1 protein-coding gene is annotated in these 259 nt (G+C 66.4%); it reads right to left on the bottom strand.

All coding sequences use genetic code 11. From position 1 onward, the window contains the following. A partial coding sequence (locus tag IEQ44_RS16110) for an FGGY family carbohydrate kinase (protein WP_264674498.1) occupies window positions 1–259 on the bottom strand: 259 nt, incomplete at both ends.

The following is a 259-nucleotide window of genomic DNA, read 5'->3' as shown; positions in this document are numbered from 1 at the left end:
CATCGGCGCGCAAGGTGCCGGTCTGTGCCGTGCCCTCGACCGCCTGAGGCATCTGGTCGCGGTCCAGGCCGGTCGCCGCCAGGATCTCGTCACTCCACGCGCGGTTCGCGACATCGAGCCACAGCGTACCCGCCGCATCCGATACGTCGGACGCCTTTTCGCCGGTCATCCGCAACCGGACATAATCCTTGGGCAACAGAACGGTGCGTATAGCGGCAAAGGTCGCCGGCTCGTGACGGGCGACCCACAGCAATTTGGG

The organism is Nocardioides malaquae (assembly GCF_015070385.1).
In the GTDB taxonomy this organism is placed as follows: domain Bacteria; phylum Actinomycetota; class Actinomycetes; order Propionibacteriales; family Nocardioidaceae; genus Nocardioides; species Nocardioides malaquae.
This window is presented reverse-complemented; position numbering and strand designations above follow the sequence as displayed.